The sequence below is a fragment of the Okeania sp. SIO3I5 genome, assembly GCF_010672085.1.
In the GTDB taxonomy this organism is placed as follows: Bacteria; Cyanobacteriota; Cyanobacteriia; order Cyanobacteriales; family Microcoleaceae; genus Trichodesmium.
On the sequence record NZ_JAAHHT010000075.1, the window covers coordinates 1 to 15500 of the forward strand.

Sequence of the window (15500 nt, forward strand, 5' to 3'; positions counted from 1 at the left end):
TCCAGAAAATAAACTTGCCCTTTATTTACCATAAACTAGAGTTGTAAAATTTCCTGATCAAATCATTTTCTGTACATTTTTACTGAAAATATCTTCCCTGTTCCCTGTTCCCTGTTCCCTGTTCCCTGTTCCCTACTTTGATAAAAAGTCTATATATTTTTCGGAGATGTCTAATGACAAGCACACTCAGTTCAGAATACATTTTAGTTGTAGATGATGTTCCTGCTAATCTCAAAGCAATAGTTCAAACTTTAACTGACGAAGGGTATGAAGTTAGCACAGCAATTAGCGGTGAACGAGCGCTCAAGCAAATTTCCTATGACTTACCCGATTTAATTTTACTGGATATACAAATGCCTGGTATTGATGGATTTGAAACTTGTAAAAGGTTAAAGGAAAATCCAGAAACGAAACACATTCCAGTAATTTTTATGACTTCTCTTTCAGACAGTGAAAGTATAGTCAAAGGTTTTACATTGGGAGCAGTAGATTATATTACTAAACCATTTCAAGCAGTTGAAGTTCTTGCTAGAGTAAAAACTCATATACATTTAGAACAGTTAAGAAAGAATCTAGAAAAAGAAGTAGCTAATAAAACTAATGAACTTACTCAAGCTTTAGAACAGTTAAAAATAACATTTAAAACACAACTAATTAAAACTGAAAAAATGTCAGAAATAGGAGAATTAATGGCTGGAATAGCCAATGAATTAAATCATCCCATTGGTTCAATTCATAGTAATTCTTATCATATGGAAACCTATATTAAAAATCTGCTCCAGCATTTATCTCTTTATCAACAAAATTACCCTAATCCTGTGGCAGAAATTATTAAAAGTGCTGAAGATATCGATCTAGATTTCATAAGTCAAGATTTACCTAATATGATCACTGCGATGATGGCAAGTTCAGAAAGGATAAAATACCTTAGTTCCTCTTTACGAACATTTGGTAAAAAAGCTAGTTTTCAAATCCATGAAAATATCGATCATACTCTATTAATTCTGAATCATCGTCTAAAAGCTAATCAGTATCATCCAGCGATTGAAGTAGTCAAAAAATATGGAGATTTGCCTAAGATTGAATGTTTTCCCGGACAATTAAATCAAGTATTTATGAATCTAATTTCTCATGCTATTGATGCTATTAATGAGTTTGGTAAAAAAATAGGTTTTTCTCATTTTAAAGTTGAGCCTAAAATTATTATTCAGACTTTAATGAATCAGGATAAAACAAAAGTAATTATTATTATTAAAGACAACGGTGTGGGAATGTCAGAAGAAGCTAGGAGAACAGTTTTCGATCAGGTTGTCAACAATAAAACTGTAGCTAAAGGTACAGGTTTAGGATTGTCTATTACTCATAAAATTGTGGTAGAAAATCATCATGGTAAACTTTGCTGTGAGTCAGCTTTAAACCAGGGGTCAGAATTTATTTTGGAATTACCAATAGAATAAATTCAAAATTCAAAATTCAAAATTCAAAAGTGAGAATAAATAAATTCAAAATTCACAGCATATTCGGTCACATAAGAATAAATTGAAAATTCAAAAGTGAGAATAAAGAAAGTCAAAAGTCGTAAGCATTCAGCTAGCTCCCATTTAGCTTTTGCAAAGAATCAAGTAACTCTAAGGTTAGCTGATTACCAATTTCATTCTTATGTTACTCTTTAGATACTAATTCCTTTGTAGATTGTATAATTGGGTTTTATCTTATATCAAGTCCTGTTTCTTATAAAGCTCCGAAGCAAGCGGATTTGATATTAGATCAAGTTTCATTAATTAGCCATAAGAAAAAAAAATTTTCTTGTGTTTAATTGAGAATATTTTTTAAGTTTCCCCTTGTTTCCTACTCCCTACTCCCTATTCCCTATTCCCTATTCCCTATTCCCTAAAAATAATATTATGGATTTTTACATTGTAGATGTATTTGCTGAAACTAAATATACTGGCAATCAATTAGCTGTATTTACTGGTGCTGAAGTAGCTAATCTCTCAGATGAGAAAATGTTACAAATTGCTAGAGAGATGAATTATTCAGAAACTACTTTTATTCTCTCTCCTGAACAACGAAATGGTGGTTATGATGTGCGAATATTTACCCCCACTAAAGAATTGCCTTTTGCGGGGCACCCAACTTTAGGAACTGCCTACATTATTCAGCGAGAAATTATTAAAAATCTGGTTGATCAAGTAGTTTTAAATCTGGCAGTCGGACAAATTCCTGTGAGTTGGAAAGGTGAAGTTTTATGGATGCGTCAAAATGTACCGACTTTTGCTCAAAAACATGAAATTAAAACTTTAGCAGAAGTATTAAATGTAGAGCTAGCTGATATAGATATAAAATTTCCTATTCAGGAAGTTTCAACAGGGATACCTTTTGTAATTGTACCTTTCAAAACTTTGGCAGCTTTGAAAAAAGCCAAGATAAATTTGGATAAATATTATCAGTTTATTCAAACAACAAAAGTGACAGAAATTTTGATATTTTGCCGAGAAACATACAAAGATATTGACGATTTAAGTGTGAGAATGTTTGCGCCCTATTTAGGAATTACTGAAGACCCAGCAACGGGCAGTGCGAATGGTTGTTTAGCAGGATATTTAGCTGAGTATAATTATTTTAATCAGAGCAAAATTGATATTAGAGTAGAACAAGGATATGAAATTAATCGACCATCTTTATTATTGTTAAAAGCTGAGAAAAAAGCAGAGGAAATAGAAGTATTTGTAGGTGGAAATGTTGTGATGGTTGCTCAAGGAAAATTTGTTACTTAATTAGGACTTACGCAGAAACCGGGTTTATCAACAAAGCTTAGTGGTTTGAGAGACAATAATCAAACAAGAAACCCGGTTTCTTGGTAGGGATTGCGTAAGTCCTGTTAATATCTAAGCATTCAGCGATCGGTTACCTTCCTAGATCGAAACTACCTTAACAGCTATCAGTTTCCGAGAAACATCTATATTTTACACCACACAATTGTTTGGAGCATTATAGAGCGCTTTTCATATTGATGAACTACATTGTCACAACCAGAATCTTGTAGGGACGTTCCATGGAACGTCCCTACTGTGGTTTAAGCAAATGAAAACTGCTGTAAGAAACCGGGTTTGTGAGAGGTTGATGTTAGTATTCTAGGGAATTTGATACTTTCCCCGGTTTCTACACTTTTTTATACCGATACTACTGTTGTATGCAACATCCCTACCTTCCACGCTCGACCTTCTGCGGTTACTCATCCACAAACATTCACGGTCTTTGCGATCGCATTTCTTAAGGAAAGAAGGGCAGTGCAGAAGTTAGAGTTTTAATTTAATTATGGCTTGCTGATTAATTATAAAAGCATTGATATATAAAGGTTTGAGTTTTTTTATAGCCTTTACAAAATGCCAAGTTTTCAGTTAAAAATGCTCAAAAAGCTAGTATTTTGGGCTGACTATCGCGGAAAAATCACTCTGACAATTCTTATATCATGTCCGGATAAGAGCGTGATAGAACGACCTTCCGCTTACGCGACCAAAAAACTTTCTCTTCATTTATAGCTTAAAATTCCCTCCTCATAACTCATAACTCATAACTCATAACTCATAACTCATAACTCATAACTCATAACTCATTACTCATAACTCATAACTCATAACTCATAACTCATAACTCATTACTCATTACTCATTACTCATTACTCCTCCATTTTTATTTATAACTATTCAACCGGACATGATATTACTCCTACCTCCTCTAAATTCCAATCTCTCCTGACTCCTGACTCCTGAATCCTGACTCCTGACTCCTACCCCTACTAAAAGACTTTTGAGCGCAAACCCTAATTAAGATAATTCAGTAATCTAACAATCTCCTCAAATTGATAATTTTCTGCAAAAGTTTGCAGTTGAACAGCGAGATTAGCTTTTTCTGGTGGAATATCTTGAATAAGTTGCATCACTTTTTTACCTCGCAGTTGAGTAGAAGCTTCATAAAGTTCCGCTAACCATTGAGAAGGCATATCTTTGAAAACTACTGAAAAATCTGCTGAAGTCGTTTGTTGTTGACCACAAATTATCTTTTTTAGTCCCTTATCATTTACCTCCAGCACTGCTTCATAAATCAACTCTATTCCCAGACAAAAGCTAATTTTCTGCCATAAATCCTCCACATCAAAAGGTTTGATCATGTACTCATCAAAACCAGATGCCAACACTAACTCTTTATGTTCTTGAAAAACACTAGCAGTCAGAGCAATAATTTTAGTAAAAAAACTTTGTTTATTTAACTTTAATTCCCATTGTCTAATCTGTTTGGTAGCTTCATATCCATTCATCTGTGGCATCCGCAAATTCATTAAAATTAAATGAGGTTCCCATGCAGACCAAATATCGATCGCTTCTTGTCCATTACTAGCTTCCTGCACAGAAAATCCCACTGATTTCAGTAAATTTAACAATAGTAGACGATTATCAGTTTCATCATCTACCACTAAGACACGATAGTTTGGTTGCCCGGGAGCTAAAGCGATCGCCTTTTTCCTAGTTCCCCTCTCAATAATAACTTCACTAAAACTCAGACGAATGGGAATCCACAGTTGAAAACAAGTCCCTACACCAAGGCGACTCCTAATACTAATCTTACCCCCCATTAACGTAACAAACTTATGAGTAATAGCTAAACCTAATCCAGTACCTTGTCTAATTTTACGTCCTAAAGTCGCTTGCTCAAAAGGCAAAAATAACTTATCTACTTCTCCTGAAGAAATACCAGGACCTGTATCTTCTACTTCTAAATGCAGTTGATATTGATTATCTGTTGGAGTTTGGTTCTCAACTTTAGCTCTTAAAATTATCTTCCCCTTTTGAGTAAACTTAATTCCATTAGCAATCAAATTAATTAACACTTGTCGCAGCTTACCCTCATCAGTAGAAACATATTGGGGTAAATCGGAATCTGATTCTAATATAAACTCAAGCTCTTTTTCTTGAAGCTTCACATAAAACATATCTTGTACATCTTGAAGCAAACTGTGGAGGTCAAAATCTGTCTCATCAAGGTTAATTTGACCAGTTTCAACTTTAGACAATTCCAAAATATTGTTAATCAAAGATAATAAATGTTCTCCACTGTCGTTGATAATCTTCAAATATTCCTGTTGTTCAGATTCCAAAGAAGTATTCCTGAGAATCTGAGCAAAACCAATGACACTATTGAGGGGAGTTCGTAGTTCATGGCTCATGTTGGCCAGAAATTCGGTTTTAGCTCGATTGGCATTATCAGCAGCTTGTTGGGCCAGTTCAAACAACCGGGATTGAGCTCTGAGCAAAATCTTGATGTCCATTAACTTCCAGTTACCATTGGGATATAAGATGATAACAGGCTCATAAGTAAAATTTTCAGGTCGTTTGAGAGCTAGTTCTACTGCTTGATTAATGGTAGAAACTTCAGTGAGTAGCAATAGAGGTGCAATTGGACAACTCTCCAGATCGAAATTCACCCGGGACATCTCCCTAATTTTTTCCCACATTATTACAATCGGTTTGTTGAGGTAAATGCCATGACTGAGCCACTCAAAAAATTTACTTCTAGAAATCATGCCAATGATTTTTGGCTGGTCTGTAATCAGGACTCCTGGAAGTGTTGGATGGTTATCAAATTCATCCTTGACAACCTTACCTAAAGTCATTTTATTAACTTGAAAGTTATGGCTAGGGAGATTGGCCAAACTGGAGTTAAGAGTAAGTTGGTTTGATTCTTGAACAAGCATAGTTTATCAGTTACAACAAAGCTTTAGGTACTAGAACTACTGCATAGTCTGAAAAACAAGAGCGGATAGGATATAAACAGACCTCAACCATACTTAACCTATTGGAAAAAACAGGAAAATTTAGATTTTTAGGTTGAAGTAAGCAGGGTACCATTACCGGAAACCTGGGTATAAAGCCTCCCACTAAAAGCTATCCCTGATCAGGAACTCCTGAAACCCTTGTGGGGAGCAGGGAGAAACAGTCTAGATAAGTAAGCAAAACTACTTAAGGTTCTCAAGAAAATGTATTCCAAATTACATTTTTTCTCCTAAAAAGCAGCCCCCAGACTTATACATAATATGTCTATTTTGTCAAACTTTATGTTTATGTTAAGTATTAAGTATAAAGATGTTTATAAAGCAGACCCAAAAAAGGGGGGCTCGATCTATAACACTTTTTGTAGCTGATAGTTGAGTTGACAAAAGTATGTAATAAAATCATATTATAGGAAATTAAATAAATAGTAATTTTAGTAAGACAAGCTCAGTTATTAAACGGGACTTTGAATCAAAAAAAATCCCTGGATGAGGCTATCCGAACTCACAGTTAATGAAAAATCAAGCTGTTAGTATGGGATGGATCATTAGGTGGTATATCACATTTATCAAAGAAAGTTTGAAAAGATAGTAGTATCAGCGGTGCAACTAAACTTGTTTGATAAGTTGATCGAGTTTTGAATCTGTCAAACAAGCATTTTCTGTTATAATCTCGTAATTTATAGGAAAATAAAATTGTCCAATTATGGGTTGCACCCATCAAGTAGAAGTTCCACAGTCCTAAAGCAGTTAACATGAAGCGATACAGCTAACGCTATGCTCTGTGTTTCATATTGCCCAGCGAAATGTCTAAAGATTTAGACCTCTTGCAAAAGTTTTTTACGATACATGATATTATTGATATTTTGCCTTTGCTCGGCAGCAACGATTATAAAACAGCGATCGCTAATCGTAAAAAAACAATTAAGTTTTAAAACAAGAATCATTCTGTAATTATTTACAAATAGTCGGTAATCTGGTATCTGCACAAAATAAACTCAGGTGTCACAATTTAAGATGTATATGTAGAAATCCTTTTTGATTAACTAAGAGAAACTATCATGGCTAATACCAGTAATTTCCGTCAAGCAATGCGTGAGGCCCAAAAGCAATCCTTAGTTGGCCCAAACGTGATTGCTAATGCTTTACCATTTGTAGGGGGTGGCCTAATCCTCACAGCATTAGGTACATTTGGTGGTCTAGGAGTCTTAAGCTCTAACCCTGGTCTATTTATGACTACATTCTGGATAGCCTTAGTGGCAGAATTAGTCTTATTTTTTGTTGCCCGTGGAATTGCAGAACGGGGCAATAACAATGTAGCTCTACCTTTATTAGCTACTTATAGCTTGCTATCTGGATATACCCTGAGTGGTTTAGTATTTGTAGCTTTAAGTACCCAAGGAGTAGGTATTGGAGGAGTAGGTTTTGCTGCCCTGGGTTGTGGTGTCACCTTTATTGCAGCTCGTCAAATAGGGTCTAATCTGTCCGAAGAAGATGGCATGGCCTTGACAAAGACTGTCAGCCTGGGAATAATGGCTCTATTGGTAGCAGTTGTCGGCCAAGTTATTTTTAGCTTTTTCGGTATTTATACAGCAGGTTGGTTAGAAATAGGTATTTCTGGCATTGGTGTATTTTTATTTGCTGGTGCTGCAGTAGTAGATTTTTACATTTTGCCCCGTACTTATCGGGACGATCAGTATATTCCTGCAGCTCTCTCAATGTATTTAACCTACATCAATCTCTTCGTATTTATTCTGCGACTTTTAATTGCCATTAGTAGTGGTGGTCGCGACTAGGTTATTGATAGCAGTGAGCATTTGATGAAATAACTCTGCTATTCTGTAGTGGGGGTTTGGTAACCAAACCCCTACTTTTGGTATTTTCCCTAAAACCTAGAACTTTCTAGGTTACTACCAGTAATTCTAGTTGTAGTAGACTGACACAGCTAAATTTAGTGCCAAACTTTTAGGGTCTGTATTTATGGCTAAAATTTGGTAAGTTGTAATACGATCTTTGTCAAACACTAATAATTGTGCGTTTTAGCGTTAACCGTGCCGGCAGATATATTCGGAGTGCAGTTAACACAACAACAAACAAAGACTTTTTTGATTAGGAGGCGATCGCCATGGAAGTATTAGACATTAAACGAGAAATAGAAAATTTGTCCTCTCGCCTGGGAACAACCCAGGACTATCTTTGACATTCCGGCACTAAAAGCAAAAATCCAAGATTTAGAACAAATTGCAGCTCAACCAGAATTTTGGGAAGACCAAACGACGGCACAAAATACTCTGCAAGAACTTAACGATCTGAAGTCTCATCTCCAGCAATATCAACAATGGCAAAATAATCTGGAAGATACTAGGGCGATCGTTGAGTTATTGGAACTAGAAACAGATGAATCTTTACTTGCAGAAGCGAATTTGACAATTTCTAATCTCAACTGCGAGTTAGATCAATGGGAGTTGCAGCAATTATTATCCGGTCTCTATGACCAAAATGGAGCAGTTGTCACTATTAATGCTGGTGCAGGAGGTACAGATGCTCAAGATTGGGCGGATATGTTGCTGCGGATGTATACTCGCTGGGGAGAAGACCACAAATATAAGGTGCAGTTGGCCGAAATTTCTGAGGGAGACGAAGCAGGTATTAAGTCTGCAACTTTAGAAATTATTGGTCGCTACGCCTACGGTTATCTAAAGACAGAAAAAGGTACTCATCGCTTAGTCAGAATTTCACCTTTTAATGCTAATGGCAAACGACAAACCAGTTTTGCTGGTGTGGAAGTGATGCCGATATTAGACCATTCTGTAGAGTTGGATATTCCAGATAAGGATTTGGAAATTACTACTTCTCGTGCTGGTGGTAAGGGTGGTCAAAATGTGAATAAAGTAGAGACAGCGGTACGAGTAGTTCATATTCCAACTGGTCTTGCTGTGCGTTGTACCCAAGAGCGGAGTCAGTTACAAAATAAGGAGAAAGCTTTGACATTACTAAAAGCTAGGTTACTGGTAATAGCTCAAGAGCAACGCGCCCAAGAAATTGGTGAAATTCGTGGTGATATGGTAGAAGCTGCTTGGGGTAATCAAATTCGTAACTATGTTTTTCATCCTTATCAGATGGTCAAAGATTTACGGACTCAGGAAGAGACTACTGCCATTACAGATGTGATGAATGGTGAGTTAGACCAATTTATTGAAGCTTATTTACGCCAGGAAAATCAAATGGTAGAAAGTCAGTCTGCTTAATTTAGGTTTCAGTGATCTAGCTTAAGTCCGTAGGGGCGAATGGCCATTCGCCCCTACATTTGCTGTATGGACTAAATTTGAGAAGAGTGAGAATGCCTGCGGTAGTAATAAAGCTGAAAAAATTATATTATTTCTAAATAATAGTGCTAGGACTTACGCGGAACCACCATATCTAGTAGGGGCGAATGCCATTCGCCCTTACACATGGTGTATAATTCCATTTTTTGCGTAAGTCCTGAGTGCTATATTTGATTGCTATTTCCCTATATTCCCAGTCCACCGACTACCCAAACTTTCCTACTCCCTAGCTAAAAGTGTGTCAAAATAAAGACATTTTATCCAACCCTGACAATAATATGTCCTCATGTCAAAGGTCTACAGCACTATTGAGCTAATAGATATCTTAGCTGCAGAGCGGCGAGCTTGTATACAAGGCCAACGTCTTAATTTGGCTGCAACTCCTCGTACTGGAAACCCAGTGGTTGACCAATTTCTCAAACCAGAGGCTTTCCAAAAGTTTACTGCTTATCAAGATTTTAAAGCTGCTATTCATCGCTACCAAAGAGAATATTTGGTCTCTGGTATTGTGTGGCGACAAGTGACGGTTAATGAGAAAACTATTATTTTTCCTGTGGTGCATGAACAGTTAATTGCTTTATCGGATGACTTAAAAATTTTGCAGGCAGCAAAGGCTTCTGTGTTAGACTTCTGGAACCAAGTGATAGTAGGGATGGATTTATATTTAAGCATAAGTCATGGTCGAGAATTTCGCTCAATAGAAATACAGGAGGTTGAAGCGATCGCCCAACGTACAGAATGGGCAAATATGCTGAAGTGGGAAAAATCAAATTTTCTGGAGATGCTGTTACAGTTGGGATGGGGAAAACCAGAGTTAGCAGCTTATCGCAGAGATTGGCCTGATTCTGGTAGTGAGTATGTTCATGCTGTCAAACCAGGAAAACAACCTATTTGTTGAGATATAGCGCTACTTGAAAAGGGAACAGGGAACAGGGAACAGGGAGCAGCATACTATCAAAGGGTTTTTCCTAGGTCATGCTGCGCAAACAGGATTTATAACTGTCCTAACCTTTGCTTCGACTGCTATACAGCAGTTTCGTAAATTTATGAACTAAGAATAACATCAAAGCTATTTATTCTGACTCTAATAGACATAGGCGTGAAAATTAAAAATAGAATCAATTCTTATCCAGAAATTATCAATTACTTCTTCCAGTTAAGAGTTAAGTGTTCCCTGTTCCCTCTTTTCCGGAGAGGTCTAATATTCAAACCAGTACAGATTCTATAGGTGTTCAAATTATACCAAATCCGCTTGATTGGACATAAAAAAAATCTCAAATCGTCATAACTACTAAATCTTTGTAATTCTCTACCCTCCTGACTCCTGTACGGGCGATTTCCATTTGTCATGCTCCTAATTACGCGGAAAGCGACAGCATTCGGAACGAAATCGCCCCTACGACTCCTGACTCAATCAAGACTGAAGCAATCTATAACTGTTTAACCGGATTTGATATTATAGGTAATTTTCGATATATTTAGTAAACTTCTATTTAAAAGTTCCCTAAAAAAACAAAACACTACATTATCATGTCTGTCCAATTTTTCACCAAAATTCTTTTCAGCACCTTAACTACAGGAATAATCACCATTTTCCTGCCTCAGCCCAGTTTGGCTCAATCTTATGAAAATAATACAGCTAATCCTTTACAGGATTTACAAACAATAGATAATCCCGATCCTTTCACTGGTTCAGGCGGGATAGATATGTTCGATATTATTCATAACTCCAGACTGGGAGATAACCGGAATATGAAGGAGTATATGCTCGAACAACGTGACAGTCTAAATGACGCAGCAACACAGTTCCGCAATAAACAAAAGCAACTTATACAACAACCACAGAATACTGCTGGTGATACCCCTGCTTCGGCTACAGGTAGTATTGAAAATAATCCATAAAAGAGGGAATAAGGAGTAGGGGAAAAAGAGGAGCAAGATGCTCCTACTGATCTTTCCCTATTCATTATTCTCTCAGGAAGAAACTATCCTCACCAATAAATGGAGCATTAGCCAGATTAGCAAATTGACCACCACTACCAAATTCGGCTTCTGTACCATTAACATTGTAGAACAATTGGCCGTTGATCCTGTTGTAAACAATTACTGCTACTGAGGTTTCGGCATCAGAGTCATTGGTAACTACGGCAAATTCCGCATCTAAACTAAAACCTGTTCCTGAGTCACTAGCGATCGCTGTAAATGTACTTTTATTCAGCAGAATTATATCCCTTCCAGGAACAAAGTCGGTGATGGTATCTACTCCCACATCTTCAGGAGTAAATTCTTGATTGGTATTGAAAATAAAGCGGTCAATACCTGCTCCTCCAGTAAGAGTATCGTCGCCAGCACCACCGCTGAAGCGATCGCGACCTTGACCACCAAGGAGAGAGTCGTCACCATTACCACCAAAGAGGCGATCGTTGCCGAGACGACCTTGGAGAGTATCATTTCCCTCTTTGCCAAAGAGGAAGTCATTACCTCGACTACCAATAATTTGGTCATCACCACCACGACCATCTATAGTGTCATTACCTGCTAAACCTGTAATGGTATCGTTTTCATTTGTACCATTGATAATTTCATTTTCAGGAGTACCAGTAATTTGTGTAGCTTGCACTTCTACTGCACCGATATCAACTGCACTGCCTACAAATCTTAGTTCATCCCGTTGGTCTGTATCAAGGTTGTTGGGATTACTGCCTACATCAATGGCAGGACTATTGGGAAGAGGTAGATGGGTCAATGTGGAACCACCATTGTCAGCTAATTCTCCAAGTAGAGGATTGGTAAGACCTGTTTGGTCGTTGTTACCATTGAAGTCATTGATAGCGTTACCTGTACCAATAAGATTATTGTCGCCACTGGTAAGAGTATTATCATTTTCTACAGAGTCAACGTCACTGTTAATATTACCAGAGATAATGCTAGAGGTTACAGTGGCATTGGCGTAAAAGGTGTAGTTACCATTATTCTCATCAATGTAAATAGATGCTGCTTTTTGGAAAATACCACTTCCTAAGTCTGAAGGAGCTTCATTATTAGTGATGGTACTATTGCTAATACTAGCTACACCAAGGTTGCCGATACCGCCTCCACCACCGTTGGACGCTGAATTACCACTAATAGTGCTGTTGTTAACAATAGCTGTAGCACCTAAGTTGTAGATACCTCCACCATAAAAAAATGTTGAATTACCACTAATAGTGCTATTGCTAATACTAGCTGTACCATCTGAGTTTCTGATACCACCACCACGGTTAGCTGAATTATCACTAATAGTGCTGTCAATGATACTAACTGTACCTAAGTTGTCAATGCCACCACCACGACGTTCTGCTGAATTGTTACTAATAACGCTGTTGCTGATATTGACTGTATTTGAGTTGTAGATACCACCTGCTGTATCTGCTGAATTATTACTAATAATGCTATTGTTAATATTAGCTATACCTGAGTCGCTTTCAAAACCACCTGAGAAGTTGCCTATACCACCACCGTTGGAAGCTGAATTACCACTAATAGTGCTGTTAGTGATACTAATTGTGCCTAATAAGTTTGAAGCGCCTCCACCAACACCTGCTGAGTTATCACTAATAGTGCTGTCGCTGATGTTAGCTGTACCTGAGTTTTGGATGCCTCCACCGTCAAAATCTGCCGAATTGCCGCTAATATTACTGTTACTAATAGTAACGGTGCCATAGTGGTTTAAGATGCCTCCACCAGCAGTATTACTAAAATTACCACTAATAATGCTGTCGCTGATATTAGCTGTACCTGTGTTGTAGATCCCTCCACCATAAAATGCTGAGTTGTCACTAATAGTGCTGTTGGTGATATTAGCTGTACCTGTGTTGTAGATCCCTCCACCACCATCACTCAAAAAATCTTCTAAATTACCACTAATAGTGCTGTTGTTGATACTAATTGTACCTGAGTTGGAAATTCCTCCACCAGAACCATTAGTTACAAACCCACCAGTTACCTCGATATTTTCCAATTGTAGAGCAGCATCTGATAAAACATGAAACACCCGATCGCCTATTCCAGTTTCACCTCCTGCATCAATAACAGCTTGTTCTTCTCCCTCAGAAATAACTGTTATTTCTCCACCTCCAGCAAGAATGTCTAAATCTCCTGTTGCAGCAGCATCCTCATCACTGCCTGAAATAGTCAAATCATAAGTTGCTCCTGCTGTCAGTTGAATTGTATCATTTTCTGGGGTACTGTTAGCTTCAATAATTGCTTCCCGCAGAGAAGTCACACCATCACTATCATCTACTACATCATTAGTAGTATCCACCACAATATTTGCCAATACCCCGACATAATTCGCTCTAACTTCCGGTGTAAATGCTAATGCTGACTTGAGTTGACCGAATATTACTTCTAAATACCAGTTTCCACCTTTGTTAACATTTCCAGTCAGTGTTTCCGAGGCAGCAATATTTGCTCCTGTGAGTTGATGTAGTTGTCGGACAAATTCTTTACCTTCTTTACCACTTGCTACCTGACAACCATAAATTAATATTTCCCCATCAGCAGACAAATATTTACCCCACTGCTGAATACTCTCAACATATAGATGAATATTGTCGTTTTTCAGGATACTGTTTCCCAGAGACAAAGCACCTTTTGCGCCATGAGAAATAATATGAACTGTATTCACATCAAAACATTCACCTAGACTTTGAGATATTTGATCTATACCATTTTGATTTGGTTGTAGGATAACTACTTTTGTCTGAGGGTGAACCTGTGAGATGAGGCGATCATAATTTTCTACCTTGGAGTCGATGAATAATAGTTGAGTTTGATTCATAATTTTATACGGCTTTTCAAGTACAAGAAAAAAGCATAAGCATACTCAGGACTTACGCAAAATATGAAAATATACACCAGATGTAGGGGCGAATGGCATTCGCCCTCGTAGGAATAGCGTGTTGTCTAAAAATTTGCGTAACTTCTAATACTAACACTTATGCGACTGCAACCAGGTTTTTCTTTATTAAAGTTTTATATTTTTCGAGCTAGACATTCAGCTAAAGAATCCACTTTACTGCATTCAACACTCCCTGTTTGACTGCAGAGCGATGAGGACTGCCACCACTAGAGGTTAACACAGTTGCGCGATTAGCTAAATACCACTCATAGCTCTGGATCAGCATTTCACTATTAGAATATTGTGGCTGCCAACCCAGCTCTGTATTAGCTTTGGAAATATCAAAATACATTTCTCCACCGTATAACATGGCATGATACATTCCCAAAGGAGAAATCCCTAAAGCAGTCGTTGCCTTCATCGCCCAAATAGTCGGTCTAGCTGGTACTCCTTTAACTAGGGAGCCAGTTTTGGCGTGTTGACAAAGTGCTTCTAGAAGCTCTCGCATCGTACCAAAGCGGTCTGTACCACAGTTGTAAAGTTCAGACCCGGGACGATTTGCTGCTAAAATACACGCTTCAGCAAGATCGTCAGAATGAACAAATTGATAAAGATTCCCACCTTTTCCCAGAACTGGTACATTATAGCCTTGGCGAATCCACTCGAACAGAATTTGAAAAATTCCCAGACGACCATGACCGAGCATGGTGCGTGGGCGCACTATTGAAATATCTAATCCCTGCTCAATATACCTTTTGCACAGATGCTCACCTTCTAGTTTAGCTTTACCATAAGCTTCTAGTGGCTTAGGTATGTCAGTTTCTGTGACAGGATTTTTCTTAGGTATTCCAAAAATTGAGCTAGATGAGGTATAAACAACTTTTTGAACACCGTTTGCTAGTGCTGCTGCTAAAATATTTTCAGTTCCTTGGATATTTACAGAGTTGAACAATTCTTTATTTTTAGCTAGTGGAACTTGTGCAACGCTGTGGTAAACTACATCTACATTTTTACAGGCAGCTTTGACTGCTTCAGCATCTCGAATATCGCATTGGAATAGCTGAACATTGGAGGGGCGATCGGGTGCATCAATTATATCTAGGATACTGCAAGATATCCCTTTTTCAAGTAGTTTTTTTACCAACAGTGATCCAAAATATCCAGAGCCACCAGTTACCAAAGCAGAAGACATAACATTCATAATTTTACCTCAATAAATAATAGGACTTAGGCAGAGAAACCGGGTTTTTAGGACAAATCGTTGTTTTGGCAATAAATATCTACGAAAAAACCCGGTTTCTGGGTTTATGTGCGTAATATCAAATTTGGTTGAATACTTATTATATAGTTTTGGCAGTAGGGGAGCGAGGGATTGGGGGAGTAGGGAAGATTGAATATTGAAGTCAACTCCGAGAATTATGAACATCATATATTGTATAACCGGATTCTATATCATCCAAAAATT

10 protein-coding genes are annotated in these 15500 nt (G+C 37.5%); 7 read left to right on the forward strand and 3 right to left on the reverse strand.

Translation table 11 applies throughout. From position 1 onward, the window contains the following. The first annotated feature begins 173 nt into the window (after window positions 1-173). Window positions 174-1457, forward strand: coding sequence for a hybrid sensor histidine kinase/response regulator (locus F6K40_RS18000; protein WP_293138228.1), 1284 nt, complete (start codon window positions 174-176; stop codon window positions 1455-1457). Between the two features lie 447 nt (window positions 1458-1904). Further along, window positions 1905-2777, forward strand: a complete 873-nt coding sequence (locus F6K40_RS18005; protein WP_293138230.1) for a PhzF family phenazine biosynthesis protein — start codon at window positions 1905-1907, stop codon at window positions 2775-2777. A gap of 1046 nt (window positions 2778-3823) precedes the next feature. Here the strand turns inward: F6K40_RS18005 and F6K40_RS18010 are convergent. Beyond that, window positions 3824-5752 carry an ATP-binding protein gene (locus F6K40_RS18010; RefSeq protein WP_293138232.1) on the reverse strand — a complete coding sequence of 643 codons (1929 nt, stop codon included), beginning with the start codon at window positions 5750-5752 and terminating at the stop codon, window positions 3824-3826. 881 nt (window positions 5753-6633) lie between these two features. Here F6K40_RS18010 and F6K40_RS18015 point away from each other — a divergent pair. From F6K40_RS18015 to F6K40_RS18035, 5 genes are all read left to right on the forward strand, one after another. Beyond that, window positions 6634-6762, forward strand: a complete 129-nt coding sequence (locus F6K40_RS18015) for a hypothetical protein (RefSeq protein ID WP_293138234.1) — start codon at window positions 6634-6636, stop codon at window positions 6760-6762. A 126-nt stretch (window positions 6763-6888) separates the two neighbouring features. Beyond that, window positions 6889-7623, forward strand: coding sequence for a Bax inhibitor-1/YccA family protein (locus F6K40_RS18020; RefSeq protein WP_293138236.1), 735 nt, complete (start codon window positions 6889-6891; stop codon window positions 7621-7623). Between the two features lie 329 nt (window positions 7624-7952). Next, window positions 7953-9075 (forward strand): peptide chain release factor 2 gene (gene prfB, locus F6K40_RS18025; protein ID WP_293138238.1). Its coding sequence is split into 2 segments (ribosomal slippage): window positions 7953-8024 and window positions 8026-9075, totalling 1122 coding nucleotides; the frame shifts between segments, so codons are not numbered across the junction. 364 nt (window positions 9076-9439) lie between these two features. After that, window positions 9440-10051 (forward strand): hypothetical protein, encoded by a 612-nt coding sequence (locus F6K40_RS18030; protein WP_293138240.1) that lies wholly within the window; start codon window positions 9440-9442, stop codon window positions 10049-10051. A 632-nt stretch (window positions 10052-10683) separates the two neighbouring features. Continuing rightward, on the forward strand, window positions 10684-11055 hold the full coding sequence (locus F6K40_RS18035) for a hypothetical protein (RefSeq protein ID WP_293138242.1): 372 nt from the start codon (window positions 10684-10686) through the stop codon (window positions 11053-11055). A gap of 64 nt (window positions 11056-11119) precedes the next feature. Here F6K40_RS18035 and F6K40_RS18040 read toward each other — a convergent pair whose 3' ends face one another. Both F6K40_RS18040 and F6K40_RS18045 read right to left on the reverse strand, forming a co-directional pair. Beyond that, window positions 11120-13975 (reverse strand): DUF4347 domain-containing protein, encoded by a 2856-nt coding sequence (locus F6K40_RS18040; protein WP_293138244.1) that lies wholly within the window; start codon window positions 13973-13975, stop codon window positions 11120-11122. Between the two features lie 220 nt (window positions 13976-14195). After that, the gene (locus F6K40_RS18045) at window positions 14196-15236 is read right to left on the reverse strand and encodes an NAD-dependent epimerase/dehydratase family protein (protein WP_293138246.1); all 1041 of its coding nucleotides are present in this window, start codon (window positions 15234-15236) and stop codon (window positions 14196-14198) included. Between the last annotated feature and the right edge of the window lie 264 nt (window positions 15237-15500).

What these genes read in the sequence shown, in the direction of transcription:
- F6K40_RS18000 (WP_293138228.1), top strand. Translation starts at nt 174, where the DNA reads ATGACAAGCACACTCAGTTCAGAATACATTTTAGTTGTAGATGATGTT.
- F6K40_RS18030 (WP_293138240.1), top strand. Translation starts at nt 9,440, where the DNA reads ATGTCAAAGGTCTACAGCACTATTGAGCTAATAGATATCTTAGCTGCA.
- F6K40_RS18010 (WP_293138232.1), bottom strand. Translation starts at nt 5,752, where the DNA reads ATGCTTGTTCAAGAATCAAACCAACTTACTCTTAACTCCAGTTTGGCC.
- F6K40_RS18015 (WP_293138234.1), top strand. Translation starts at nt 6,634, where the DNA reads ATGTCTAAAGATTTAGACCTCTTGCAAAAGTTTTTTACGATACATGAT.
- F6K40_RS18005 (WP_293138230.1), top strand. Translation starts at nt 1,905, where the DNA reads ATGGATTTTTACATTGTAGATGTATTTGCTGAAACTAAATATACTGGC.
- F6K40_RS18020 (WP_293138236.1), top strand. Translation starts at nt 6,889, where the DNA reads ATGGCTAATACCAGTAATTTCCGTCAAGCAATGCGTGAGGCCCAAAAG.
- F6K40_RS18040 (WP_293138244.1), bottom strand. Translation starts at nt 13,975, where the DNA reads ATGAATCAAACTCAACTATTATTCATCGACTCCAAGGTAGAAAATTAT.
- F6K40_RS18045 (WP_293138246.1), bottom strand. Translation starts at nt 15,236, where the DNA reads ATGAATGTTATGTCTTCTGCTTTGGTAACTGGTGGCTCTGGATATTTT.
- F6K40_RS18035 (WP_293138242.1), top strand. Translation starts at nt 10,684, where the DNA reads ATGTCTGTCCAATTTTTCACCAAAATTCTTTTCAGCACCTTAACTACA.